The following is a 26,004-nucleotide window of genomic DNA, read 5'->3' as shown; positions in this document are numbered from 1 at the left end:
TCCTGAAACCGTGTGCCGACAAGCTGTGGGAGGGTCCGCAAGGGCCTGACCGCGTGCCTTTTGCATTATGATCCGGCGAGTTACTGATCACGTGCGGGTTAAGGCCCTCAGGGCCGGAGCCAGAGCGAAAGCGAGTCTGAATAGGGCGCATGTACGTGGTCGTAGACCCGAAGCCGTGGCGATCTATGCTTGAGCAGGTTGAAGCCGCCGTAACAGGCGGTGGAGGACCGAACCGATGTGGGTTGAAAACCGCTCGGATGACTTGAGCATAGGGGTGAAAGGCCAATCAAGCTCGGAGATAGCTGGTTCTCCCCGAAATATATTTTGGTATAGCCTCGGAAAATGAGTTCCTGGGAGGTAGAGCTACTGGATGGGTCCGGGCCGCGTCAGCGGTACCTCCCCCAACCAAACTCCGAATGCCCATGGAATGCTGTCCGGGAGGCAGTCGCTGTGCGCTAATGTACAGCGGCGAGAGGGAAAGAACCCAGAACGACTGCTAAGGCCCCGGAGTGGTGGCTCAGTGTAGCAAAGGATGTGATTTTGCTGTGACAACTGGGAGGTTGGCTTAGAAGCAGCCATTCCTTTAAAGAGTGCGTAATAGCTCACCAGTCCAGCGAGATTGCGCCGATAATGGTCGGGACTTAAGCCACCCGCCGAAGCATCGTCTTCATGCTTTGCATGAGGGGTAGGGGAGCGTTCCCATAGCGATGAAGCCGCGGCGGAAGCCTTGCGGTGGAGCGGTGGGAAGTGAGAATGCCGGATTAAGTACGCGATAAACAGGGTGAAAACCCCTGTCACCGTAAGCCTAAGGTTTCCTGAGCCATGTCGATCAGCTCAGGGTTAGTCGGTCCCTAAGGTGAGGCCGAGAGGCGTAGCTGATGGGAAACGGGTCAATATTCCCGTACCAACTGTAGGCCGTTATGAGCTCGAGGAGGGACGCAGGAGCAGGGTGTCCGACGGATTGTGGTTATGCCGTTGCAAGGTGGTAGACGTTTCCCGGTAGGCAAATCCGCTGGGATAGTCGAGAACCGATGCCGAAGGGTCTTCACCGACCCGCAAAGGGATGCTGACGCCGACTGCCGAGAAAAGCTTCGCGAGCCAGGACTGCAGTTGACCGTACCGTAATCCGACACAGGTAGGCGAGGCGAGCAGCCTAAGGTGCTCGAGTGATTTACGGAAAAGGAACTCGGCAAAATGACCCCGTAACTTCGGGATAAGGGGTGCCGGCAGTAGCTGACCTAATCAAGGGAAGGCGAGACCGGCCGCAGAGAATCGTCCCAAGCGACTGTTTAGCAAAAACACAGGAGCGTGCTAAGGCATTGTCCAAGCCAACGTATACGCTCTGACTCCTGCCCGGTGCCGGAAGGTTAAGGCAAGCTGTCAGCCGCAAGGCGAAGCAGTGAACCGAAGCCCCGGTAAACGGCGGCCGTAACTATAACGGTCCTAAGGTAGCGAAATTCCTTGTCGGGTAAGTTCCGACCTGCACGAATGGAGTAACGACTTGGGAGCTGTCTCTTCCGTAAGCTCGGCGAAATAGAAGCATCGGTGAGGATTCCGATTACCCGCGACAGGACAAAAAGACCCCATGCACCTTTACTACAACCTGTCATTGATTGTCGGTATGCGTTGCGTAGCATAGGTGGGAGCCGGTGAAACCGGGGTTTCGGCCCTGGTGGAGGCACCAGTGAAATACCACCCTTCGTTTACTAACAATCTCACTCAGCCGGCAACACCGGCGAGGACCGTGGCAGGCGGGTAGTTTGACTGGGGCGGTCGCCTCCTAAAAAGTACCGGAGGCGCACAATGGTTGGCTCAGTGCGGTCGGTAATCGCACGTCGAGTGTATACGCAGAAGCCAGCCTGACTGCGAGCGCGACAGCGCGAGCAGGGACGAAAGTCGGTGTAAGTGATCCGGCGGGACCGTGTGGACGGCCCGTCGCTCATCGGATAAAAGGTACGCTGGGGATAACAGGCTTATCGCGCCCGAGAGTTCACATCGACGGCGCGGTTTGGCACCTCGATGTCGGCTTGTCACATCCTGGGGCTGGAGAAGGTCCCAAGGGTCCGGCTGTTCGCCGGTTAAAGTGGCACATGAGCTGGGTTCAGAACGTCGTGAGACAGTTCGGTCTGTATCCGTCGTGGGCGTGGGAATGTTGAGGGACGTCGACCTTAGTACGAGAGGACCGGGTCGAAGCGACCGCTCGTGTACGGGCTATCCTGCCAAGGGTATCGCCCGGTAGCGATGTCGCGCGCAGATAACCGCTGAAAGCATCTAAGTGGGAAACTGTTCCCAAGATGAACATTCCTGGGTCTTAAGACCCCTGAAGGGCCGTGGGAGACTACCACGTTGATAGGCGGCAGATGTAAGGCGTGCAAGCGCTTCAGTCGAGCCGTACTAATCGCCCGTGCAGTTTGATCTCTCCCTATTATTTTTGGTTTTCGGTTGCCTTCCCAGGCACATCATCCCTCCCTTCGCTTGTTAATCAGCCCATATTTTTGGCTGGCGACCAGCGCGCAGGGGCCACACCCGTTCCCATTCCGAACACGGTAGTTAAGCCCTGTAGCGTCGATGGTACTACGACTGCGAGGTCGTGGGAGAGTAGACCGTCGTCAGCCACCCCATTGAAGCCCGAGGTTCCGCAAGGAGTCTCGGGCTTCTGGCGTTTATTGAGGTGCTAGAGGTCATAAGTCGTAAGTCGTAAGTCGGTAGGCCCGCCCCGACCTACGACTTAAGACCTAAGACCTCTTCCACGACTATCTTCCCCCATGCCAAAGACCGGACGCATCGCCCTGGCCGGCCGACCCAATGTCGGCAAGTCCTCCCTCATGAACGCCATCCTCGGCACCCCCCTCGCCATGGTCTCCCCCAAGGCCCAGGCCACGCGGATCCCCGTCACCGGGCTCCACACCGAGGGTGACGTCCAGATGATCTTCGAGGACCTCCCCGGGCTGCTCGATCCCGCCTACCTGATGCAGTCCGCGATGCGCCACATGGCCCTCGAGCTGCTCCCCAAGGTCGACGTGATCCTGCACTTGCATCCCGCCGACGAGGGTGACCATCCCGATTTCGCCTCCCTCGTCCCCGATGCCCCGGCCTTCACGGCGCCGATACTCAAGGTGCTGACCAAGGGCGACCTGGTGAGCGGCCCCCGCCGGACCGAGCTCATGAAGACCGTCGTCGTGACCGAGATTGGCCGGCCGGCCTCGATCAAGGCGCTGTTGGCGGCCATCACGCCGCTGCTGCCCGAGGCGCCCTTCAGTTACGACCCGGAGGACATCGGTACCCAGCCGGTCCGCTTCTTCGTCGGGGAATACCTCCGCGAGGCGGCGTTCCAGGAGCTGGGCGACGAGGTGCCCTATTCGTTCGCGGCCGAGGTGGACGAGTTCCGCGAAACCCCGGCGCCAGTGTACATTCGGGCGACGCTGTACGTGGAGCGGGAGTCCCAGAAGGGCATCGTGATCGGCAAGCAGGGCGCCACCCTCAAGAAGATTGGGGCCCACGCCCGGCAGCGCCTCGAGACCCTGTTGGGGGAGAAGGTGTACTTGGAGACCTGGGTCAAGGTCCTGCCCAAGTGGCGCCGCTCGCCGACCGCACTGACCCGCTTTGGCTTTCCCATCCCGGACCCCGAGATTCGTTGATGCCCCTGGCTCAGGAACTCCTCGACCTGCTCGTCTGTCCGAAGTGCAAGGGCGACCTTGTGCATCGCACCGAGCCGGAGGAATCGCTGGCCTGCCTTGCCTGTCGTCTGGTATTCGCGGTCGAGGATGACATCCCGATCATGTTGCTCGACGAAGCCACCCCTCTCGACTGACCTCCGTGCCCCCACTTGATGATCTTCGCGCCGCCGCTGCAGCCCGGGCCGCGGCGCTGGAAGCCGATTTCACCGGCACCGAACACCTCCTGCTCGCCTGGCTCGACACCGCCACCGGGCCACTCGCCGACGCCGTCACCACCGCCGGCCTGACCCCCGACACCCTCGCCGCGTTGATGGCCCAGGGGAAGGGACGTCGGCGCGGCGGCGTCCCAGCCGGCGAGCCCGGTGGGCTCTCGTCGCAGGCCCAACGCGTGATTGACCTGGCAACCGAGCAGGCTGTCGCCGCCGGCCGCACCGACGCGACCCCGGACGACCTCTTCCTCGCGATGATCCATGAGCCGCGGGGGATCGTCGCGCGGGCCCTCACCGAGTACCAGCTCAAGCCGTCAAAGCTGCGCGCACTGGTCCGAGCCGAGGCCCCCAAGCCACGGCGCGATCCGGCCGAGGCCGAGGCCCGAGCCGCCGAGAAGGCCGCTCGCCGTGCGGCGCGTGAGAATGAGCCCAAGCCAGAACGTCCCGCGCGGAGCGAGGCCCCAGCCCCCAAGGCCGAGCGCCCGGCGCGCCCCGAACCGAAGCGCGGTCGCGATCCCGAGATCGACGACATCCCCGAGCCGCGGGCACCGGTTCGGCCCAAGCTGGTGCCGCCGCCCAAGCCGGTCGCGGTCGTGGTCGAACCGGCCAAGCGCCGCTTCGGCATCACGACGCCGCTCTTCCTCGCGGTCCCGGTCGCCATCTGGCTCTACAGCACCGGCGCCGATCCGCTCTGGATCTTCATCACGGCCTGTCTCGGCGTGCTGCCGCTCGCCGGGCTCATGGGCACCGCGACGGAACACCTCGCCGAAAAGACCGGCCCCGCCCTGGGTGGCCTGCTCAACGCGACCTTCGGCAACGCCGCCGAGTTGATCATCGCGCTCGCGGCGCTGCGCGCGGGTTACGTCGACCTCGTCAAGGCGTCGATCACCGGCTCGATCCTCGGCAACCTGCTGCTGATCCTCGGCCTGTCGCTGATCGCCGGCGGCACCCGCAAGCCGATGCTCGCCTTCAATCGCACCAACGCGGGGATGAGCTCGGCGATGCTCGCGCTCGCCGTGGCGGGCATGGTCTTCCCGGCGCTCTTCCACGCGACGCACCCCGATGCTGCCGTGCTGGTCGAGCTGCACCTCTCCGAGGCGGTCGCGGTCATTCTGGGTGTGACCTATATCTTCTCCCTCGTCTTTGTGCTGAGGACGCATCGTCCACTCTTCGGCGGCGCGAGCCACGGCGTGGACGGACCGGTGTGGGGGATCGGCCGCGCCGTGCTGGTGCTCGGCCTGGCCACCGTCGGCGTCGCGGTGATGTCGGAGATTCTGGTGCATGCCGTCGAGCCGGTGACGAAGACCCTCGGCGTCTCCGAGGTGTTCCTCGGGTTGATCATCATCCCGGTGATCGGCAACGCCGCAGAACACGCGACGGCGATCGTGGTTGCCCGGAAGGGGAATACCGACCTGGCGTTCCAGATTGCCCTCGGCTCCTCCACTCAGGTGGCGCTGCTGGTCGCACCGATACTGGTCTTTGCAGGCGCGATGATGGGCGTGGTCGGCATGAACCTGGTCTTCCCGGCCTTCGAGGTGATGGCGCTCAGCGTCTCGGTGATCCTGACCGCGATCATCACGCTGGATGGCGAGTCCCACTGGTTCGAAGGGGTGCAGCTGCTGGCCCTGTACGCCATGCTCGGTGCGGCCGCCTGGTTCATTTGACGGCCTCTGCGGGAGCGGATACGTTGAATTGTTGGTTCACCCTCGTCCCGGAGTGCCGGCGTGCCGCTGCCGCGTCGCACCATCCTTCACTGTGGCTCGCCTGAGCAGCCGCTGCCGGAGTTGTACCGGCGGTGGGCCGAGGGCACCGGGATGGTCGTCGAGTTCACGGACGATCCCGCCGAGATCGAGGCGCGGATTCTCCGGGGGCGCGGTGCGCTCCTCTTCGTGGGGGACGACGAGGGGCACCCCGAACGGGAGGCGATGCTCCGTCGGCTGAAGGGTGATGCCTACACGGCGATCGTCCCGGTGACGATCCTTGCAGGGGCGCACGACGCCAATCGGGTGGCGCGTTGGTACGAGGCCGGCGCCGATGAGGTGTTGACGCCCCTGTTCGCCCCGGCCGAACAGCGGGCCCGGCTTGGGGCCTTGATGGCGCGGACGGAGCGCAACGTCGGCGTCCATCCGTCGACGCGGTTGCCGGGCACCATCGAGATCGAGCGCGAGTTCCGGCGTCGGATCGACGCGGCCGCCGGCTTCGCCGTCTGCTACGCCGACCTCGACCACTTCAAGGAGTTCAACGACCGCTACAGCTACTACGATGGCGATCGGGTGATCTTCGTGCTCTCGCGCATCCTCCACGACGTCGTCCGCGGCGTGGTCGGTCCGGAGGGCTTCGTCGGCCACATCGGTGGCGACGACTTCATCTTCGTGGTTCCCGCGGCGTCGCACGCCGAGATCTGCGCCGAGATTCTCAACGTCTTCGACACCCTGGTGCCGTTGCAGTACAGCGAGCAGGATCGGCGGGCGGGCTACTTCTTCGGCAAGGACCGTCGCGGGCAGTTGCATCGCGTGCCGCTGATGACCCTGTCGATCGGCGTGGTGACCAATGCGCACCGGACCTTTACCCATCCGGCGCAGATCAGCGAGTTGGCCACCGAAATGAAGAGCTATGCCAAGACGCTTCCCGGCTCGGTCTACGTGGTGGACCGGCGCCGCAGTGATCATGAGATTCGTAGTGGGCCGGGTGGGCGCGATGCCCGCGGCTCCTGAGGCTTCGAGGACCCGATGAACGTTACCTGTCCGCAATGTGCGTCCGTCTTTCGGGTGGACCCCGCCAAGGTCCCCGAGTCCGGTGTTCGTGCGCGCTGCTCCGTCTGCGCCGGACTGATCGCCGTGCGCCGTCCGCCCATCTCGGCGCCGGTGCTTCCGCCGATCGACATTCCGCTCCCACCGAGGGACGTCCAGCCGACCGCGCCTGTCGTCGAGCCCATCGTGGCACAGCCGCCGGCGCCGGAACCGGAACCGGTCGTCCACCACGAGCCGCTGTTCGAGGCGCCACCACTCGAGGCACCACCGATCGACGTGCCGCCGCCGGTGGCCGAAGTCATGGTGCGCGACGTCGCGGCGCCGGTGATGCCGCCGGCGGTCCCCTTCACGACGCTGCCCCCGGAGCCGACGCCGGCCGCTCGTCCGGCGGCACCGACGCCCGACGCTGAGGCACCACGCGCGGCACCCGGCCGCTTTGCCAATCCGTTCCTGCAGCAGGATCCGGCGACGCGCGCGCGTCGCTTGGCGCGCGCCCTCGTCTCCGATCTCGTCGTCTACCATCCGGAGAAGCGGCAGCGCGGGCTCGCCGACGGCACGCTGAAGGAGCTCTTCTCCGAGGAGATCCGGAAGAGCTGGGAAGAGTATTCGGATCAGGTGGGGCAGGAGATCGCCACCACCACGCCCTGGTTCACCGAGGCACTCAACGAGATCCTCGCCGAGGGGCGGCCGCTCTTCGGTTGAGGCACCCGGCGGCGTCGCCGCGCAGGGCCGATCGCGTTATCTTTGAACGCTGAGTCCGGGTCGTTCCCCGCCACCGGGCGGGTGAGCGGCCCGGTGGTGTCTCTGGTCCCGATGGGGTGGTGTGATGGCCGATCTTTCCGAACGCGCAGCGGGCTTGAAGCAGCGAGTCGTCGAACTCCGAGACTTCCTTTGACGTCCCACGGAAGACGGCGCGGCTGACGGACCTGGAAGGACGGCAAGGCGATCCCGCGTTCTGGGCGGATTCGGAGCGTGCCCGGGAGCTGGTGCAGGAGATCAAGACGCTGAAGGCGTGGATCACGCCGCACAGCGACCTCTCGGCGCGCGTTGATGACGCGAGCGGCATGCTGGAGCTGCTCGAGCTCGAGCCCGATGCGTCGATGGAAGCCGACATCGCCACGGAGCTCGACAAGATCACCGCGGGGCTCGACAAGCTCGAGATGCAGACGATGCTGCAAGGCGCCGACGACCAGCGCGACGCGCTGCTCACGATCCATCCGGGCGCCGGCGGCACCGAGTCGCAGGACTGGGCCCAGATGCTCATGCGGATGTATGTCCGCTGGGCGGAACGGCGCGGCTTTGCCGTGACGATCCTCGACCTGATGGAAGGCGACGAGGCCGGCATCAAGTCGGCCACGATCGAGATCAAGGGGCAATACGCCTACGGCTTTCTCAAGGCGGAGAAGGGCGTGCACCGGCTGGTGCGCATCTCGCCCTACGACTCGCAGGCGCGGCGGCACACCTCGTTCGCGTCGGTGTTCGTCTATCCCGACATCGATGACACCATCGTCATCGACATCCGCGACGAAGACATCAAGATGGACGTCTATCGCGCGTCGGGCGCCGGCGGCCAGCACATCAACAAGACCTCCTCGGCGGTCCGGCTCACGCACATGCCGACCGGCACCGTGGTGGCCTGCCAGCAGGAGCGCTCGCAGCACAAGAACAAGGACACGGCGATGAAGATGCTGCGCGCCGCGCTCTATGCCCTGAAGCTCGAGGAGCAGGAGGCCGCCAAGGCGGTGCTCGAGGCCACCAAGAGCGACAACTCGTGGGGCAACCAGATCCGTTCGTATGTCTTCCAGCCGTATACGATGGTCAACGACCACCGCACCGAGCTGAAACTGACCGACGTGCACGCCGTGATGGACGGCGATCTCGACGAACTGATCGAGGCGTATCTGAAGCGGAACGGGGGGACGGCTGCATGAGTGATCCGCTGCTGATTCGGGGGCATGTCGAGGAGGGTCGGCGCGCCAAGCGCACCGCGCTCGAAGCGATGGGCGTGACGCCGTTCGCCTACGCCTTTGCCCGCAGTCACACCGCGGCCGCGGCCCTCGCGCTGTGGGACGACGCGATGGGCGAGGACGGACCGGTCGTGACCGTCGCGGGTCGCCTGGTGGCGCTGCGCGGCCAGGGGAAGACGGTCTTTGCGCACCTCGAAGACGCCTCGGGCCGGATCCAGCTCTACTGCCGGCGCGATGCCCTCGCCGACGGGTGGGCGGTGCTCGAATTGCTCGACCTCGACGATCACGTCGGCGTCGAGGGCCGGCTCTTCCGGACCCGGACCGGCGAGGTGACCCTCGCGGTGTCGGCCATCACGCTCCTCGCCAAGAGTCTCCGGCCGTTGCCGCGCGGGAAGGTCGAGACCCTCGAGGACGGCAGCACGGTGGTCCATGGCGGGCTGACCGATCCGGAGGTCCGCTATCGGCAGCGCTACGCCGACTTCGCGGTGCATCCCGAACTCCGCGAGACCTTCCGGCTGCGCGCGCGGGTCATTGCCTACATCCGGCGTTTCCTCGACGAGCGCGACTTCCTCGAAGTCGAGACGCCGGTGCTGCAGCCGCTCTATGGCGGTGCCTCGGCCCGGCCGTTCGTGACGCATCACAACGCCCTCGACATGCCGCTCTTCCTCCGCATCGCGGACGAGCTGTACCTCAAGCGGCTGCTCGTCGGTGGCTTCGAGCGCGTGTATGAAATCGGCCACGACTTCCGCAACGAGGGGATGGACCGGACGCACAATCCCGAGTTCACCATGCTCGAGTGGTACATGGCGTACGCCGACTACCACGAAGTGCTCACGATGTTCGAGGAACTCCTGAGCGGGCTGGTGCAGGCGACGCTCGGTGGCGTGCAGCTGGAGCGGCAGGGGCACACGCTCGATTTCACCGCGCCGTACCGTCGGGTCTCGTTCGTCGAGGGAATTCGCGACACCTCGGGGCTGGACGTGCTCAACGATTCCGAGGCTGTGCTCCGTGCCTACCTCGTGAAGCGTGGCGAGCCGGCCGAGTCGGCGGCGACGATGGCGGGTGGTCGGCTGCTCGACGAAGTCTTCAAGGTGACGCTCGAGCCGACGCTGGTGCAGCCGACCTTCGTGCTGGACTATCCGCGCGCGCTCTCGCCGCTGGCCAAGCCGCACCGCGACGATCCGCGGCTCACGGAGCGCTTCGAGTTCTTCGTGCTCGGTCGGGAGGTGGCCAACGCCTTCTCCGAGTTGAACGACCCGGACGACCAGCGGGCGCGCTTCGAGGATCAGGTGGCCCAGCGGGCCGCCGGTGATGACGAGGCGCAGCAGTTCGACGCCGACTACATCCGCGCGCTCGAGTACGGCATGCCGCCGACCGGTGGTATCGGCGTCGGCATCGATCGGTTGGTGATGCTGCTCGCCGATGAGGCCTCGATCCGCGACGTGATCCTCTTCCCGGCGATGCGCCCCGAATCCACCGGCACCGGGTCGGCCGCGCCGGCCGCGCCGATCGCTCCCGAGGGCTGATGGCCGCCCGCTGGTGGCCGACGGCGCTTGAGCGCCAGATCGCACTGCGCTACCTCCGCGGGCAGCGCGGCACGAGGAGCGCGTCGCTCCAGACCATCATCGCGACCGCCGGGATCGCCATCGGCGTCGCGGCACTGATCGTGGTGCTCGGCGTGATGACCGGACTCCGGAACGACCTGCGTGACCGGATCCTCGTCGCGGCGCCGCACCTCCGCGTGCTCACCTACGGTGCCTCGCTGCGGGTCGACGACTGGCAGGCGCAGCTCCCGAAGATCCGCAGCGTCCCCGGTGTGGTGCAGGTCGCGCCCGAGGTGAACACGCAGACGATCACGCTCAACGCCGATGGCTATCCCGAGCCCGCCGCCGTGCTCGGGATCGAGCCGGGGCTGGGCCACGACGGCGTCGTCCGACTCGACTCGGTGATGACGCAAGGGAACCTCGACTTCAAGCCGACCGCGACCGATGTCGATGCCGCCGTGGTGCTCGGGGGCCGGCTGGCGCAACGTCTCTCTGTGCTTCCAGGGGATCTCCTCCAGATCATCCAGCCGAAGGCGGTTCGCCGGAGTCGCACGCTAGGCACATTGACTGGCGCCAACGTGGTGCCGTGGACCGTCGAGGTCACCGGGACGTTCGAGACCGGGATGTACACCTACGACAACACCTTCATGGTGATGTCGCGGTCGGATGCGCAGCGCTTTGCCGGGCTCGATAGCGCCATCACCGACATCGCCGTCCGCGTGAGCGACCCGTGGCGTGCAGTGGCGATCGCGCGGCAGATCGACACCCTGCTCGGCCTGCCGTATCGGACCGAGGCGTGGCAGGAGCAGAACGGCACCCTCTTCGCCGCGCTCGAGCTCGAGAAGAAGGCGATGGCGATGGTGATCTTCTTCATCATGCTGGTGGCGGCGTTCAACATCGTCGGGACGCTGACGATGGTGGTGGCGTTCAAGACGCGCGAGATCGGTATTCTGCGCGCCATGGGTGTCACGCCGTCGGGCATCGGTCGGATCTTCCGAACCCAGGGGACCACCATCGGTTTGGTGGGCACCTCGATCGGACTCGTGCTGGGCCTCGCGCTCTCGCTTGCCGTCGATCGCGGCAAGCTGATCACGCTCGATCCGACCGTCTACTTCATCGACGCCTTGCCGATCCGCACCGAGCCGCTCGACGTGCTGGGCGTGGTGCTGACGTCGCTGGCGATTGCGGTGCTCGCGACCATCCCCGCCGCCCGCCGCGCCTCGCAGCTCGAGCCGGTGGAAGCGATCCGCGCCGAATGAGTATCCTGCTCGAAGGTCACGATCTGGTTCGCCGCTTCACGGGCGGCGACGGCACCCCGGTCGAGGTGCTGAGCGGCGCGTCGCTCACGATGGCTCCGGGCGAATGCGTGGCAATCACGGGCGCCAGCGGCACCGGGAAGAGCACCTTGCTGCACCTCCTCGGTGCGCTGGATCGGCCCGATCGTGGGACGGTCCGGCTCGAGGGCGTCTCCTTCGCCGACCTCGGTGCGGACGCGTTGGCCGATGTGCGGAATCGACGGATCGGATTCGTCTTCCAGTTTCATCATTTGCTGCGCGACTTCACCGCCACCGAGAACGTCATGATGCCGTTGCTGATCGCCGGGGTCGCGCCGGCCGATGCCCGACGCCGCGCGACCGCCGAGTTGGCGCGGGTCGGCCTCGAAGGGCGGGCGGCGTCGCGGGTGACGGTCCTCAGCGGCGGCGAGCAGCAACGGGTGGCCCTGGCCCGGGCGCTGGTGCCACGGCCGGCCCTCCTGCTGGCCGACGAGCCGACCGGCAATCTCGACGTCCCGACGGCGGCCCGGATGCATGGCCTGCTGCTCGACGCGGCGCGCGAGGCCGGGGCGGCGGTGGTCCTCGTGACCCACAATCCCGACCTCGCCGCCCTGGCTGACAGGGTGCTTACCCTGCACGGCGGCGTCCTCTGCGCCGCCGATCAGGTGGGGACCGGGGGCATGAGCCTCTGCGTCGATTGTCACCAGCGCGAGGCAGTGGTCCACCTCACGCAGGCGGAAGGCGGCGAGGTGCGGACGCTCCACCTCTGCAGCCGGTGTGCGGCCGAGCGCGGAGTTGCTACCGATTCCGAGGTCGAGGAGACGCCGCTCGGCGCGTTCCTGGCGGCCATGGGAAGCGGCGGCGCCATGCTGGCGGCAGCAGCCGCCCCGGACGTCCACTGTCCGGCGTGCGATGCGACCCTCGGCGATTTCCAGGCATCGGGTCGATTGGGATGCCCCACCTGCTGGGAGACCTTCGATCGCCCCCTTCGAGAACTGCTCCGCCGGGTGCATGGGGCGACCCGCCATGTGGGCGAGGCGCCCGGGCAATCGGCGGTCGCCGCCGGCGCCCTGACGGCGGAGCAGCAGGTGGCCCGATTGGAAGCCGTGCTCGCCGCCGCGGTGGCCGCCGAGCGCTTCGAAGAGGCCGCCGAGCTGCGGGACCGGCTGCGGCAGCTCCGTGAGGTGGCCGAGTGACCACCGACGGGCTCTACCCTGATGGGGCGCTCCCCTGGCTGGACGCGACCGGGCCGGACAGCGCCCTGGTCGTCTCCACCCGGGTGCGCCTGGCTCGGAACCTGACTGGACGGCCGTTCTGGGGTCGGAATTCGCCGTTGGACCGCGAAAGTGTGGTCCGGATGGTCGAGGCGGCCTCCGGCGAGGCGCCGGGGCTCTCCGGGGCCGCTGTGGTCCGGGTGGACGGCCTGAGCAAGCGCGAGCGGATCCTGTTGCATGAGCGGCAGTTGATCTCCCGTGAACTGGCCGGGCTGGACGCCTCGGGACGGGTCCGTTCGGGGGCCGGTTTGCTGCTCGGGGCGACCGCCTCGGTGATGCTGAATGAGGAGGATCACCTCCGCATTCAGGCCTTCCGGTCCGGCTTCGCGCTGGCGGCCGCACATGCCGATGCGGCGGGGGCAGAAGCCGATTTGGGGCGGCGACTTTCCTTCGCCTTCCACCCCGAGTTCGGCTATCTTACGAGCTGTCCGACCAACGTCGGTACCGGCCTCCGCGCGTCGGTGCTGATGCACATCCCGGCCCTTGTGATGACCCGGGAAGCCGCGAAGGTGCTGCATGGATTGGGGCAGGTGGGGCTCACGCATCGTGGCCTCTCCGGTGAGGGGAGCGAAGCCCTCGGCCACCTCTTCCAGCTCTCCAATCAGACCACCCTCGGCAAGTCGGCGACGGAGCTCCTGGATCATTTGGGGCGATTGGTCCGTCAGGTCGTGGAATACGAGGAACGGGCGCGGATCGTCTTGCGACGCGACGCCCCGACGGCCCTCGAGGACCAGGTGTGGCGTGCGTGGGGACTCCTGCGGCACGCCAGGGCACTGGGCCTCGAAGAGGCGGTGACCCTGTTGAGCAGCGTCCGGCTGGGCGTCGGGATGGGCATCCTTCCGGCCGTGGCGCGACCGATCTTGAACCGGCTCCTGGTGCTGGCGCAGCCCGCGCACGTAGCCCAGGATGCCGGGACCGGCCTCGACGACGAGGCACTCGCGATGCACCGCGCCACGTTGGTGCGTCGACTGCTGGCTGACACGGAGGGTGGCGGATGAACGGCTACAACTTCACCGACCGCGTGCGGAAGGTGCTCCAGATGGCCCGCGAGGAAGCGGCCCGTCTGCACCACGAGTACGTCGGGACGGAGCACATTCTGCTCGGGCTGATTCGCGAGGGAGAGGGCGTCGCTGCGGCGGTGCTCACCAACCTTGGCGTCGAACTGGAGGATGTCCAGCAGAAGATCGAAGAGACGGTGAAGAAGGGAAAGGCGGCCTCGGCCGCCGGTCCGGAGCTGCCGTACACCTCGCGTGCCAAGAAGGTGCTCGAGCTGGCGATGGTCGAGGCCCGTGAGCTGAACCACTCCTACGTGGGCACCGAGCACCTGCTGCTCGGCCTGCTCAAGGAAGAGAAGGGGATCGCGGCGCAGGTCCTGACCGATGCCGGCATCTCGCTGGAACAGGCGCGCAGCGAGACGCTGCGACTGCTTGGCTCCGACCTCCCGGCGCAGCCGCCCGCGTCGTCGGCGCCGGCCGCCGGTCCGCAGAGCGTGCCGCCCAAGGGCGACAAGAAGTCGAAGACGCCGGCCCTCGATCACTTCTGCCGCGACCTCACGACGCTCGCCGCCGAGGGAGCGCTCGACCCGACGATCGGCCGTGCGAAGGAGATCGAGCGCGTCATGGAGATCCTGGCGCGTCGCAAGAAGAACAATCCGGTGCTGATCGGCGAGCCGGGCGTCGGCAAGACGGCGATCGTCGAGGGGCTCGCGCTCCTCGTGGCGAACGGCAATTGCCCCGACGTGCTCCGCGACCATCGCGTCCTCTCGCTGGACATGGCGGCGGTCATCGCGGGCACCAAGTATCGCGGCCAGTTCGAGGAGCGGCTCAAGGCGGTGATGAACGAGATCGCGCAGAGCAAGAACGTGATCCTCTTCATCGACGAACTGCACACGCTCGTCGGCGCGGGTGCCGCCGAGGGTGCCATCGACGCCTCCAACATGCTGAAGCCGGCGTTGGCGCGCGGCGAACTGCAGTGCGTCGGCGCCACGACGCTCAACGAGTATCGCAAGTACATCGAGAAGGACGGCGCGCTCGAGCGTCGCTTCCAGACCGTGGTGGTCGAGCCGCCGTCCATCGAGGAGACGATCGAGATCCTCAAGGGGCTGCGCGGCAAGTACGAAGACCACCATCGCGTGACCATCCCTGATGCCACGCTGAAGGCGGCCGCGGAACTCTCGGAGCGCTACATCACCGACCGGTTCCTGCCGGACAAGGCGATCGACGTGATCGACGAAGCGGGCGCGCGCGCCCGCCTGGCGTCGCAGCATCCGCCCGCCGAAGTCGGCGCGCTGAAGCTGCAGCTCGAGCAGGTCACCGTCGAGAAGGAAGAGGCGGTCCGCGACCAGAACTTCGAGAAGGCCGCGGCCCTCCGCGATCGCGAGCGCGACCTCCAGCAGCAGATCCGTCAGGTGCAGGAAGACTGGGAGCGCGAGCGGCAGACGATGCGGCCGATCATCGACGAGGAGGCCGTCGCCTTCATCGTCGGGCGGTGGACCGGCATCCCGGTCACGCGCATCCAGGAAGCGGAGGCGTCGCGCCTGCTGCGCATGGAAGACGAGCTGCACGTGTCGGTGATCGGCCAGGATGAGGCGATCAAGGCGGTGTCGCGCGCCATCCGTCGCTCGCGCGCCGGCCTCAAGGATCCCAACCGCCCGATCGGCTCGTTCATCTTCTCCGGCCCGACCGGCGTCGGCAAGACCGAGCTCGCCCGTTCGCTGGCGAAGTTCCTCTTCTCCGATCCGTCGGCGTTCATTCGCGTCGACATGTCGGAGTACATGGAGAAGTTCTCGGTCTCGCGGCTGATTGGTGCGCCGCCGGGGTATGTCGGTTACGAGGAATCCGGGACGCTCACCAAGGCGGTCCGCCGCAAGCCGTATTCGGTCGTGCTGCTCGACGAAATCGAGAAGGCGCATCCGGACGTCTTCAACATCCTGCTGCAGGTGCTCGACGAAGGCCACCTGACCGACAACTACGGCCGGGTCATCGACTTCAAGAACACCGTCGTGATCATGACCTCGAACGTCGGGGCCCGCGACATCATGCAGGGGAAGTCGCTCGGCTTCCACGCCGCCGACGGCGCGCAGAGCTTTGCCAAGATGTCGGAGACGGTCAAGGAGGAGATCGGCAAGGTCTTCAATCCGGAATTCATCAACCGGCTCGATGACGTGATCGTCTTCCATCCGCTGGCGAAGGAGCACATCGCGAAGATCGTCACCGTCCTGCTCAAGGACGTGATGCGGCGGCTCGGCGACGAGGTGCGGCTCACGCCGGCGGCGATCGACTTCCTGGCCGATCACGGCTATGACCAGAGTTATGGCGCGCGTCCGCTGAAGCGTGCGATCCAGCGGTACATCGAGGACCCGCTCAGCGAGCGGATTCTCGCCGCGGACTTCGTGCCGGGAGATGAGATCGAAGTGGATGTTGCCCCTGAAGGGGACAAGCTGGCCTTCCGGGCCCTGTCCGAGAGCAAGGCCTGAGCGCCGCGTCGGTGTGCCGGCGTGTACTCGGGGTGGCCGCAGTGGCCACCCTGATGCAGACCACGCCGCTCCGGGCGCAGGATCCGCCGGCGATGCCACCGGTCGATTCGATCCTGGTCGAGGGCAACCTCCGCAACAAGGCGGACCAGATTCTGGCCGTTGCCGGGCTCAGCAAGGGTGCCGTCATCACCTGGCGTGACATCCAGCGCGCCATCACGCTGCTCTACCGGTCCGGTCAGTTTGACCGGGTGACGGTCGAGCAGCGCGAGGGAGACGAGGTCCTGATCCTCGCGCTGGTGGTGGTCGAACGGCCGCTGCTGCGAAGCTGGACGCTCGAGGGGCCGGACAAGGTCGCGGCGCGGCAGTCGAAGGAGTTCGTCCGGCTCGCGATTGGGCAGCCGATCGAACGCGTCGCTGCCGCCAAGGCGCGATATCAGATCGACTCGATGTATCACAAGCTCGGCTACTACACCGCCAAGGTGACCTACAAGGAGACCCGGACCGAGGACGGCGGCGTCACGCTGGCCTACACGGTCGACGAGGGCAATCGCGTCGCGATCGCCCGGGTCGAGGTCGAAGGCAATTCGGCGATGACGGCCGAGCAGATGGTCGGGGCGATGGCCACCAAGCCCGAGGGCTTCTGGTGGTTCCGCCCCGGCGCGTACAACGAGCGCGAGCTCGACCTCGACATGCGTGAGCGGCTCCCCCGGTGGTATGGCGAGCGGGGAATGATCGACTTCCAGGTGGTCCAGGACACGATCGTCGACGACCAGCAGAACGGGAAGGCCACGCTCAAGCTGAAGGTCGAGGAGGGCGACGTCTACAAGGTCGGCACCTTCGAGATCATCGGCAATCGGCGCTATTCGCTCGAGGAGCTGTCGCAGGGCTTCCCGTTCGGCCTGCCGGGTCAGGTGGGCACCGGGCAACAGCTCGGCGGGCTCTTCAACCGCAGTCAGTGGGAAGAGGCGACCCAGAAGGTCGGCGAGACCTACGCCAACGCCGGCTACATCCAGGCGCGCGTCGATCCCGAGCAGGCGCGGCGCACCCTCCCCGATGGCAGCAAGGTGCTCGACCTGCGGTGGCGGATCTTCGAGGGCCAGCCGGCGACGGTCAACAAGGTCAACATCGTCGGCAACGAAGTCACCCATGAGCGCGTGATCCGCGAAGCGATCGTCCTGCTCCCCGGGCAGCTGTACAACCAGGAAGCGGTGAAGCGGTCGTACCAGAACATCTCGAATCTCGGCTACTTCAACCCGCTGCCGAATCCGGACATCGCGCCGGCACCGAACGGCGTCGACGTCGACGTCACCTTCCGCGTCGAAGAGAAGCGGACGGGCAACATCAACTTCGGCGCCTCGGTCGGCCAGGGCACCGGACTTGGCGGCTTCCTCGGCCTCGAAGAGCCGAACCTCTTCGGCCGCGGCAAGCGCGGGCGGTTGCAGTACCAGTTCGGCCGGAACATCAACGACTTCTCGCTGTCGTATTCCGACCCGGCGATTCACGAGAGCCGGATCTCCGGCACGCTGACGGTCTACAACTCCCGCCAGCGGTACGTGATCGGCGACCTCGGGCGGCAGCAGCAGGAAGGCGGCTCCATCCAGCTCGGCTTGCCGTGGCTCGGCTCGCGCGTCTCGCGACTCTTCGCCTCGTACGGCTTCCAGCGGATCCGCTACTCCGAAGGGTCGGTGGAGTTGCAGGCGCGGTACCAGTGCGCTCCGTGTTCGCGGTCGACGATCGGCCTGTCGTTCATGCGCGAGACGCGGATCGGCCTGCCGTTCCCGATCGCCGGCTCGATGGTGCAGGTTGGCGTCGAGCAGAATGGCGGTCCGCTCGGGGGCACCGGTGACTACCAGAAGGTCGACCTCGATACCCGGTGGTACGCCCCCCTCGGGCGCGTCGGCGGCACCCCCGGCTCCCTCAGCGGCGGCGTCCAGTTCACGCTCGGCCTGACGGCCAAGTCGGGCTTCATCTTCGGTGATCCGGGTGGCTTCTTCACCCAGCTCTATTCGCTCGGCGGCGTGCAGTATGGCATCCCGCTCCGCGGCTACAGCGAGTTCGCGATCACCCCGAACGGCTTCGACACCCAGGCGGGTGGGCAGCGCGCCAGCGCCGACGGCTTCGGCAAGTCGTACGCGGCGTTTACGGTGGAGGCGGGCGCCAGAATCTCCCAGGCGCTCTATGTCAACACCTTCTTCGATGCCGGCAATGTCTACCGCAATGTGCGCCAATACGATCCCACTCGTCTCTATCGGGGCGCAGGCGTCGGCGTGGCGTTAATTTCCCCGCTTGGCCCGATCGGCGTCGATCTCGGGTACGGGTTCGACAAGCTGGACAATCTGGGTCGCCCCAAGCCCGGCTTCCAGCTTCATTTCCGCCTCGGCAACTTCCAGTAGTTGCTGACTTCAACCGGCAGTACGCCAAGGATGTCCCGATGATTCGTGTTGGATTCCCGCTCCGCGCCCTCGGCCTTCCGGCCGCCATGCTCCTGCTCGTGGCGCCGGTCTCGGCCCAGTCGATCGCCGGCTGCAAGGTCGCCTACGTGAACGGGGCGCAGGTGCTCCAGTCGACGCCTGGCTACGCGCAGGCGGACTCGATCTTCAAGCGCGAGATGCAGATCTACTCGACCGAGATCGCCAAGCTGCAGGGCGACCTCCAGGCCGCGGCCGCCAAGTTCGAGGAGACGTCGGTGATGCTCTCCGCCACGAACCGCGCCGCCGAGCGGAAGAAGCTCTCGGACCAGCAGGATGCGCTCGAGAAGCGTCAGCAGGACATCCAGACCAAGGCGCAGGATCGTCGCACCCAGCTGGTGTCGCCGATCGAGTCGCGCATCACCGCCGTCATCGAGGGCATTCGCGCCGAGAACAACTGCGCGATGATCTTCGACGTCGCGGTGGACGGCAACGCCATCCTCGCGGCCGACAAGTCCCTCGACCTGACCGCCAAGGTCATCGAGCGTCTCCGCGGCGCGACCGCTCCGGCCGCGAAGCCCTGAGCCTCGGGGCTGAGGGCGCGCTGACGGCACAGGCGGTCGCCGACGTGGTCGGTGGCCGCCTGTATGGTCAGGGGGACCTCCCCCTGCGGCGGCTCCGTTCGCTCGAACTGGCCGAGGCCGATGCGTTGGCGATCTGTCTCGGTCCGAAGTACCTCCCGGCCATGGCGACGACGCGCGCCGGGGCCGTCTTGCTGCCCGAGGCGCTGCGCGACAGCGCCGGCCCGTCCACGCGCATCGTCGTGGCCGACCCGGCCCAGGCGGTGGCCGAGGCGGCCCGTCTGCTCCATCCCCGCGCGGGCTCCGTCCCACAGATCGACGTGTCGGCCCGGATTGGCGCCGGCACCACCATCGGGGAGTCGCCGCGCATCGGGGCGTTCGTCGTGGTCGGCGCCAACGTGACCATCGGCCACCGCGTGCGCATCGGTCCCCATGTGGTGATCGAGGACGGCGTGATCCTTGGAGACGATGTCCGGCTCGACGCCGGCGTCGTCGTGCATGCGCAGGCCTTCCTCGGCGATCGGGTCTGGTGTCAGACGCGGTCGGTGATCGGGAGCGAAGGCTTCGGCTTTCACTCCGACGCCTCGGGACATCGTCGCTCACCGCAGGTTGGCGGCTGCCTCCTCGGCGACGACGTCGAGGTCGGCGCGGGCAGTTGCATCGATCGCGGATCGCTGGATGACACCGTCATCGGTCGCGGCACCAAGCTCGACAATCTCGTGCATGTCGGTCATAACGCCCGGCTCGGCGAGCACTGTCTCGTCATGGCGGGCACCGGCATCTCGGGGAGCGTCATCATCGGCGACCGGGTGATTCTGGCGGGCCAGGCCGGGATCGCCGGCCACCTCGCGATCGGCAACGACGCGCGGGTCGGCGCACAAGCTGGTGTGATTTCCTCCGTTCCCGCTGGTGCCTCGGTGTCCGGCTATCCGGCCCGACCGCATCGCGAGTTTCTACGGGCGATGGCCGCCCTATATCGTTTGACACCGCATGTCGACGCCCTCGAAGCGCTCGGCAGGGCAGAGGAGCAGGACGATGGCTAGGCGCACGCTGGCCGGCACGGCAACTGTCTCCGGAACCGGGCTGCATACCGGCGCGAAGACCACCGTTCAGGTCGGCCCCGGCGAAGCCGGGAGTGGCATCCGATTTCAGCGCACCGACCTGCCGGGTCAGCCGCTCGTCGCTGCGCGGGTCGCGCAGGTCGAGGCGACGGAGCGTCGGACCGGCCTGGCCGACGGCGGCGCCGCGGTGCAGACGGTCGAGCATCTGCTCGGGGCGCTGTTCGCCGAGCAGATCGATGACGCGCTCATCACCATCGACGGCCCCGAGCCGCCGATTCTTGATGGCTCCTTCCAGCCGTGGATCGAGGCGATCGACCGGGCCGGGGTCAAGGAACTCGAAGGCGACCCGGTGGTCATCCGTGTCACGGCGCCCTTCACGGTCGAGGAAGGTGACGCGCGCTACGTCGTGGCGCCGGCGTCGAACTTCCAGGTCACCGGGACCATCGAGTGGAACCATCCGGTCATCGGCCGCCAGTCGTTGTCCGTCACCATGACGCCGGAGTCGTTCCGCCGCGAGATCGCCCCCGCGCGCACCTTCGGATTCGTGCACGAGGTGGCGGCGCTGCAGGCTCGCGGCCTGCTGCAGGGCGCCACCCCCGACGTGGCGGTCGTGCTGTCGGAGAGCGGGATTGCCTCCGGAACGTTGCGCTGGCCGGACGAATTCGTGCGCCACAAGATCGGCGACATCGTCGGCGATCTCTCGCTGCTCGGCGCACGGATCGAAGGGCACGTGATCGCCGAGCGCCCCAGCCATCAGGGCAACCTGGCGTTGGCACGGGCGCTGGCGCGGCTCGCGCTGCGGTCCGACCCGCGTCGTCTCGACGTCACCGCGATCATGGACGTGTTGCCGCACCGCTATCCGTTCCTCCTGGTGGATCGCGTGCTCGAGATCGAACCGGGGAAGCGCCTGGTCGGGATCAAGAACGTCACCATCAATGAGCCGTTCTTTCAGGGCCATTTCCCGGGCCATCCGATCATGCCCGGCGTCCTGATCGTCGAGGCGATGGCGCAGGCGGGTGGTATGCTGTTGATGGACAACTTCGATGACCCGGGGTCGAAGGTCGTCTACTTCGCCGCCCTGGATGGGGTGAAGTTCCGTCGGCCGGTGGTACCGGGCGACCAGCTTCGCTTCGAGCTCGAACTGCTGCAGTTCCGTGGGCGCACCTGTCGCATGAAAGGACAGGCCTTGGTGGAAGGACGCGTCGTGTGCGAGGCCGAGATGCTGGCGACGGTGGTGGACCGGTGACCCAACGCATTCACGTGTCGGCAATCATCGACCCGGCCGCGACGATCGGGGACAACGTCGAGATCGGGCCGTTCGCGATCATCGGACCCAACGTCACCGTGGGCGACGGCTGTCGCCTCGGCGCGCGGGTCACGCTGGAGCGCAACGTCCTGCTCGGCGAAGGGATCCAGATCGGCACGGGCGCCGTGCTCGGCAGCCCGCCGCAGGACCTCAAGTACCGCGACGAGGAAACCTGGGTCGAGGTCGGCGACGGGACGATCATCCGTGAGTACTCCACGATCAATCGCGGCACCGCCGCGTCCGGCAAGACGACTGTGGGTTCTCGCTGCTTCATCATGACCTACGTCCATATCGCCCACGATTGCCACATCGGCGATGGCGTCGCGATCGCCAACGGCTCCCAGTTGGCCGGCCACGTGACGATTCAGGATCGTGCGGCGCTGTCCGGGCTGGTGGCGGTGCACCAGTTCACCACCATCGGGGCGCACTGCTTCATCGGTGGGGCCACGCGCGTCAGCCAGGATATTCCACCCTACGTGAAGGCGGTGGGCAACCCGGTGGAACTCTACGGCCTGAACTCGATCGGGTTGCAGCGCTCCGGATTTCCGCCCGAGACGATCGCGGCGCTCAAGCGCGCGTACCGGCTCTTCTTCAACTCCGACTTCAATCTTGGCCAGGCGCTTGATCGCGCCCGCACGGAGCTGCCTGCGATTCCGGAAGTCGAGCGCTTTGTCGAGTTCGTCTCCTCCTCGCAACGCGGCGTCCCGGCGTGAGCTCGCGGATCCCGGTCGGCGTGGTTGGCGTCGGCGCACTCGGTCGGCACCACGCCCGCCACTACGCCAAGATGCACGGCGCGGAATTGGTCGGAGTGTACGATGCCGACCCGGCACGTGCCGCCCTCGTCGCGGCGGAAGTCGGCTGCCGCGCCTTTCCGGTGCTGGCCGAGTTGCTCTCCGAGGTGCGTGCCGTTTCCGTCGCGGTCCCGACGTCTTACCACCATCAGGTCGGACTCGAATGCCTCGGGCGTGGCGTGGCCGTGCTCATGGAGAAGCCGATCGCCGTCACGCTCGAGGAGGCCGACGCGCTGCTGAGCGAAGCGACCCGCCAGGGCGTCGTGCTGGCGGTGGGGCATGTGGAGCGGTTCAATCGTGCGGTCCGCGCGGCCCAGACGGTCCTCGAGCGCCCGATCTTCATCGAGGGCATTCGGCTGGCACCGTTCCAGCCGCGCGGGACGGATGTCGCCGTGGTGCTCGACCTGATGATCCATGACCTGGACCTCGCGAACCACCTCGTCGGCGGTGCGCCAACGCAGGATGTCCGAGCCAACGGCGTCTCGATCCTCTCCCCGCACCTCGACATGGTGAACGCGCGCGTGGAGTTCCTCGGCGGCGTCGTCGCGTCCATGACCGCATCGCGCGTGGCCCGTGATCGGGTGCGTCGGCTGCGCGTCTTCCAGCCCTCGGGCTACATCTCGATCGATCTGGCCGAGGGCAGCGGCACCTTCATGCGACTCCGCGACGGGTGGCGTCCCGGGATGGGCAGCAGCATCGAGGAGATCGTCGAGACCATTCCGCTGACGGCACCAGAGGCGGATGCACTCGGCCTTGAGCTCGCGGCGTTCGTCGCCGCCGTGCGCGGCGAGCGTGCCGCCATCGTGACGGGCGTGGAAGGGCGGGCTGCCCTCGCGCTCGCGCTGGAGGTGACGGCGGCCGTCCAGCGCTCCCCCCAGCCTGCGCTGGGGCGATGACCCCCCGGATCCTCATCACCGCCGGAGAGCCCTCCGGCGACTTGCACGCCGCCCGGATTGTCGCGGCACTGCGCGCTCGAATGCCCGAAGCGGTCATCGAGGCGGTCGGGGGTCCGCTGATGGAGAAGGCCGGCGCGGTCTTGCGACGATCGATCGATGGACTGGCCGCCATGGGACTGGTCGAGATCCTCGACAAGCTGCCGGCGCACATTCGCCTCCTCCGCATGCTCACGGCCGATTTTCGCGCCGGTCGGTACGATCTCCTCATCACCGTCGATTACCCGGGGTTCCATCTCCGCCTGGCCGAGTCGGCCAAGCGCCACGGCGTGCCGGTGCTCTGGTACATCGCGCCGCAGCTCTGGGCCTGGCGACCACAGCGTGCCGCGCGTCTGGCGCGTGCCGTGGATCGACTCGCGGTGATCCTGCCGTTCGAGGAGGCCTTCTTTGATGCCGCGGGCGTCGAGGCGACCTACGTCGGGCATCCGCTGGCCGATCGCGAGGCGCCGTTGACGCGCGCCGTGGCACGTCAGCAGCTCGGGTTGCCCGAAGGTGCCCGCACGCTGGCCCTCTTTCCGGGATCGCGTGCGGGCGAGATCAGCCGTCTCTGGCCGGCGTATCGCGAGGCGGCGCGACAGCTCCTCGCGAGCGGCGCCTGCCAGGAAGTGCTGGTGGCCGCCACCGAATGGGGCAGCTATCCCGGGGCCGAGGGGATGCGCCTGGTGCGCGACGACTCCTCGCGCATCCTTGCGGCGGCCGACGCCGTGCTCGCCAAGTCGGGCACCACGACACTCGAAGCGGCGATGGCCGACGTCCCGATGGTGGTCGCCTATCGGGTGCATCCGGTGACCTATCGGCTGGCGCAACGAATGATCACCGTCAAATGGGTCTCGCTGGTCAATCTGATTGCCGATCGTGAGGTCGTGCCGGAGTTGTTGCAGGGCGACGCCACGCCGGCGCGGCTGGTGGCGGCGATCGCCCCGCTGCTCGATCCCACGAGCGCGGCCTGCCGGGCCCAGCGCGCCGGGCTGGCCGAGGTGCGCGCGCGAGTCGGTGGCCCGGGTGCCAACGCTCGGGTGGCCGAGCTCGCCGCCGGATTGCTCGCCGCATGAAGATCCCGATGCCGCAGCTCCTGCTGCGCTGCGTGGTCGAGCCGCTGGTGTCGGCGCTCGCCGGCTCCTGGCGCATGCGGGTCCATGGCGAGGCGCGCGTGGCGGCCCTCCAGGCGAGCAACACGCCGGTCGTCTTCCTGTTGTGGCACGAGACGTTGCTGCCGCTGCTCTGGTGGCAGCGCCGCCGTGGCATCGGCATCGTGGTCAGCCAGGGGCGCGACGGCCAGGTGCTCGCCGACTACGCGACGCGCCTCGGCTATCGGTGCATTCCCGGCTCCTCCTCGCGCGGGGCGGTGCGTGCCTTCCTCAAGGCGGTGCGACTCCTCGACGAGTCGGTCTCCGTCGCATTCGCCACCGACGGCCCTCGGGGACCGCGGCGCGTCGTGAAGCCCGGCGTGGTGCGCGCAGCACAGCGCGCCGGGGCGCCGATCGTCCCGCTCCACGCCGTGGTCCGCTCGGGGTGGCATTCGCACTCCTGGGACCGGACGGTCGTCCCGAAGCCGTTCACCCGCGTCGATGTCGGCTACGGCGAACCGTTCACGATCGCGGCGGGCGAGGAAGGACTCGGGGCAGGCGTGGCGCACGCCGCCGCCGCGCTCGAAGCGCTGGAACGCGAGATGGTGGCGTGATGGCGACGCGCAAGCGCGACGGCCACCGACTGGTGCGCTGGCTGTGGACGGCGCGCTCCCTCGGGGCGAGCAGTGCGCGCGCCGCACTCGTTCCGGCCAGCGGACTCTGGCATGCCGGGATGGCCGTGCGCGAGCTGTGCTACGCCCGGGGCTGGCTGGCCCGGCACGCCCTCCCGTTGCCGAGTGTGGCGATCGGGAATCTCTCGGTGGGTGGCTCGGGGAAGACGCCGCTGGCGGGATGGGTCGCCTCTCACTATGTCTCTAGGGGTTTGCGGCCCGGGATCCTGCTGCGCGGAGTGGGTGGCGACGAGGCCCTGGTGCATCGCGAGGCGGTTCCCGAGGCGATCGTGGTGGCCAACCCCGATCGAGTGGCCGGCGCCGCGATGGCGTTGGCCGCCGGGGCCGAGGTGCTGGTGCTGGATGACGCCTTTCAGCGCCTCGACGTCTTGCGGGACCTCAACCTGTGCCTGGTGAGTGCCGAGACGAGCCGCGCGGTGCCGTGGCGACTGCCGGCTGGTCCGTGGCGCGAGGGGTTCGGGGCCCTGGCCCGCGCCGACGGGTTGATCATCACCCGGAAGCGGGCCGATGCGGGCACCGCCCAGCAACTGGCGGCGCAGCTCGCCCCGCGCGTCAACGGGCCGGTCGCCATCGTCCGCCTCGACCTGGCGATGCTTGAGGGGCTGACGAGTGGACAGCAGCAGCCGATTGGCGTACTCGACGGGCGGCGCGTGGTGGCCGCCAGTGCGATCGCCGATCCGGAGGCCTTCGTGACGCAGCTGAAGCGCACGGGGGCGCAGGTGCAGGTGGCAACCTGGAAGGATCATCATCAGTTCCGCGACGAGGACGTCGCCTGGCTCGCCCATGCGGCGCGCCGTGCCGACCACGTCGTGATCACGGCGAAGGATGCCGTCAAGTTGCGCGACCGCTGGCCCGCCTCCGTCCCCGAGCCGCTGGTTGCCCGGCTCGCGGTGACCTTCGAGGCAGGAGAGGACGCACTGCGGTCCGCGCTCGACCGAGTGGTCGGGCACGACGCCTGACCACCGAACCCTGAGG

General features: G+C 67.4%; 20 protein-coding genes and 2 rRNA genes (1 of these 22 running past the window's edge). All 22 read left to right on the top strand.

Features of this window, described 5'->3' with window-relative positions; genetic code table 11:
- Positions 1-2,419 (top strand): 23S ribosomal RNA (locus IPG05_10430) (it extends 529 nt beyond the left edge of the window).
- Positions 2,420-2,498: 79 nt separating this feature from the next.
- Positions 2,499-2,615: ribosomal RNA gene (gene rrf / locus IPG05_10425) — 5S ribosomal RNA — on the top strand.
- Positions 2,616-2,765: 150 nt separating this feature from the next.
- Complete coding sequence (gene era / locus IPG05_10420; GenBank protein MBK6495502.1) at positions 2,766-3,638, top strand: GTPase Era; 873 nt, start codon at positions 2,766-2,768, stop codon at positions 3,636-3,638.
- Complete coding sequence (locus tag IPG05_10415; GenBank protein MBK6495501.1) at positions 3,638-3,811, top strand: Trm112 family protein; 174 nt, start codon at positions 3,638-3,640, stop codon at positions 3,809-3,811. Before era ends, IPG05_10415 begins: the two co-directional genes overlap by 1 nt.
- Before the next feature lie 5 nt (positions 3,812-3,816).
- Positions 3,817-5,550 (top strand): calcium/proton exchanger, encoded by a 1,734-nt coding sequence (gene cax, locus IPG05_10410; GenBank protein MBK6495500.1) that lies wholly within the window; start codon positions 3,817-3,819, stop codon positions 5,548-5,550.
- A gap of 60 nt (positions 5,551-5,610) precedes the next feature.
- Entirely contained in the window at positions 5,611-6,600 is a 990-nt protein-coding gene (locus IPG05_10405) for a diguanylate cyclase (protein MBK6495499.1), read from the top strand.
- 54 nt (positions 6,601-6,654) lie between these two features.
- Positions 6,655-7,338, top strand: a complete 684-nt coding sequence (locus IPG05_10400) for a hypothetical protein (GenBank protein MBK6495498.1) — start codon at positions 6,655-6,657, stop codon at positions 7,336-7,338.
- A gap of 124 nt (positions 7,339-7,462) precedes the next feature.
- A protein-coding gene (gene prfB, locus IPG05_10395; protein ID MBK6495497.1) for a peptide chain release factor 2 occupies positions 7,463-8,567 on the top strand; the annotation gives its coding sequence in 2 pieces (ribosomal slippage) (positions 7,463-7,522 and positions 7,524-8,567; 1,104 coding nt in all).
- Positions 8,564-10,129: a lysine--tRNA ligase gene (gene lysS / locus IPG05_10390; protein MBK6495496.1), complete on the top strand. Its 1,566-nt coding sequence runs from the start codon at positions 8,564-8,566 to the stop codon at positions 10,127-10,129. The genes prfB and lysS overlap by 4 nt, the downstream gene beginning before the upstream one ends.
- Positions 10,129-11,406, top strand: a complete 1,278-nt coding sequence (locus IPG05_10385) for an ABC transporter permease (protein MBK6495495.1) — start codon at positions 10,129-10,131, stop codon at positions 11,404-11,406. Before lysS ends, IPG05_10385 begins: the two co-directional genes overlap by 1 nt.
- Entirely contained in the window at positions 11,403-12,617 is a 1,215-nt protein-coding gene (locus IPG05_10380) for an ATP-binding cassette domain-containing protein (GenBank protein ID MBK6495494.1), read from the top strand. The genes IPG05_10385 and IPG05_10380 overlap by 4 nt, the downstream gene beginning before the upstream one ends.
- Positions 12,614-13,693 carry an ATP--guanido phosphotransferase gene (locus IPG05_10375; GenBank protein ID MBK6495493.1) on the top strand — a complete coding sequence of 360 codons (1,080 nt, stop codon included), beginning with the start codon at positions 12,614-12,616 and terminating at the stop codon, positions 13,691-13,693. The genes IPG05_10380 and IPG05_10375 overlap by 4 nt, the downstream gene beginning before the upstream one ends.
- Positions 13,690-16,170, top strand: coding sequence for an ATP-dependent Clp protease ATP-binding subunit (locus IPG05_10370; protein ID MBK6495492.1), 2,481 nt, complete (start codon positions 13,690-13,692; stop codon positions 16,168-16,170). Before IPG05_10375 ends, IPG05_10370 begins: the two co-directional genes overlap by 4 nt.
- Positions 16,171-16,211: 41 nt before the next feature.
- Positions 16,212-18,563: an outer membrane protein assembly factor BamA gene (bamA, locus tag IPG05_10365; protein ID MBK6495491.1), complete on the top strand. Its 2,352-nt coding sequence runs from the start codon at positions 16,212-16,214 to the stop codon at positions 18,561-18,563.
- Positions 18,564-18,601: 38 nt separating this feature from the next.
- Entirely contained in the window at positions 18,602-19,162 is a 561-nt protein-coding gene (locus tag IPG05_10360) for an OmpH family outer membrane protein (GenBank protein MBK6495490.1), read from the top strand.
- 44 nt (positions 19,163-19,206) lie between these two features.
- Positions 19,207-20,202 (top strand): UDP-3-O-(3-hydroxymyristoyl)glucosamine N-acyltransferase, encoded by a 996-nt coding sequence (gene lpxD / locus IPG05_10355; GenBank protein ID MBK6495489.1) that lies wholly within the window; start codon positions 19,207-19,209, stop codon positions 20,200-20,202.
- Positions 20,195-21,466 (top strand): UDP-3-O-[3-hydroxymyristoyl] N-acetylglucosamine deacetylase, encoded by a 1,272-nt coding sequence (lpxC, locus tag IPG05_10350; protein ID MBK6495488.1) that lies wholly within the window; start codon positions 20,195-20,197, stop codon positions 21,464-21,466. Before lpxD ends, lpxC begins: the two co-directional genes overlap by 8 nt.
- Positions 21,463-22,239 (top strand): acyl-ACP--UDP-N-acetylglucosamine O-acyltransferase, encoded by a 777-nt coding sequence (gene lpxA, locus IPG05_10345; protein MBK6495487.1) that lies wholly within the window; start codon positions 21,463-21,465, stop codon positions 22,237-22,239. Before lpxC ends, lpxA begins: the two co-directional genes overlap by 4 nt.
- Positions 22,236-23,213 (top strand): Gfo/Idh/MocA family oxidoreductase, encoded by a 978-nt coding sequence (locus IPG05_10340; protein MBK6495486.1) that lies wholly within the window; start codon positions 22,236-22,238, stop codon positions 23,211-23,213. Before lpxA ends, IPG05_10340 begins: the two co-directional genes overlap by 4 nt.
- A complete protein-coding gene (gene lpxB / locus IPG05_10335) occupies positions 23,210-24,322 on the top strand; it encodes a lipid-A-disaccharide synthase (GenBank protein ID MBK6495485.1) in 1,113 nt (370 codons plus the stop codon). The genes IPG05_10340 and lpxB overlap by 4 nt, the downstream gene beginning before the upstream one ends.
- A complete protein-coding gene (locus IPG05_10330; protein MBK6495484.1) occupies positions 24,319-24,951 on the top strand; it encodes a lysophospholipid acyltransferase family protein in 633 nt (210 codons plus the stop codon). The genes lpxB and IPG05_10330 overlap by 4 nt, the downstream gene beginning before the upstream one ends.
- On the top strand, positions 24,951-25,988 hold the full coding sequence (locus tag IPG05_10325) for a tetraacyldisaccharide 4'-kinase (protein MBK6495483.1): 1,038 nt from the start codon (positions 24,951-24,953) through the stop codon (positions 25,986-25,988). Before IPG05_10330 ends, IPG05_10325 begins: the two co-directional genes overlap by 1 nt.
- The last annotated feature ends 16 nt before the right edge of the window (positions 25,989-26,004 follow it).

This window comes from Gemmatimonadota bacterium, assembly GCA_016704275.1.
Lineage (GTDB): Bacteria > Gemmatimonadota > Gemmatimonadetes > Gemmatimonadales > GWC2-71-9 > Palsa-1233.
Note: the sequence above shows the minus strand (reverse complement) of the source record. Positions and strands in the feature narration are given on the sequence as shown.